1 protein-coding gene is annotated in these 601 nt (G+C 55.4%); it reads left to right on the plus strand.

Annotated elements, in window-relative coordinates; genetic code table 11:
- Positions 1-601: RNA-guided endonuclease InsQ/TnpB family protein (locus PG883_RS23755; protein WP_270808519.1), on the plus strand; the 601-nt coding region annotated here is incomplete at both ends.

Below are 601 nucleotides of genomic sequence, written 5' to 3' on the forward strand. Positions count from 1 at the left end.
GATGCGGGGATCGCCAAGCTCGCAACCCTGTCAGATGGCACGGTGTTTGAGCCCGTCAACAGCTTCAAAACCAATCAGACCAAGCTGGCAAGGCTCCAACGCCAGTTGAGCAAAAAGGTAAAGTTCAGCAGCAACTGGAAGAAACAAAAAGCCAAGATCCAGCGGCTGCACTCACATATCGCCAATACCCGCCGCGATTACCTTCACAAGGTCACAACGACTATCAGCAAAAACCACGCGATGATCGTCATTGAGGATTTGAAGGTTGCCAGCATGTCAAAATCAGCAGCGGGCACGACCAGCCAGCCGGGGCGCAACGTCCGGGCAAAATCAGGGCTGAATCGTTCGATATTAGATCAGGGCTGGTTTGAGCTGCGCCGCCAGCTCGAATATAAGCAGGCATGGCGAGGCGGTCAGGTGTTGGCGATAAACCCGGCCTACACCAGCCAGCAGTGCGCCTGTTGTGGGCATACTGCGAAGGATAACCGCCAGACGCAAAGCCAGTTTAAATGCGCTGCGTGTGGTTATGAGGCGAACGCCGATGTGAACGGCGCTCGCAATATTTTAGCGGCGGGACACGCCGTTTTAGCCTGTGGAGGCG

Origin of the sequence: Aeromonas sp. QDB25, assembly GCF_027707725.1 — a bacterium.
Lineage (GTDB): Bacteria > Pseudomonadota > Gammaproteobacteria > Enterobacterales > Aeromonadaceae > Aeromonas > Aeromonas caviae.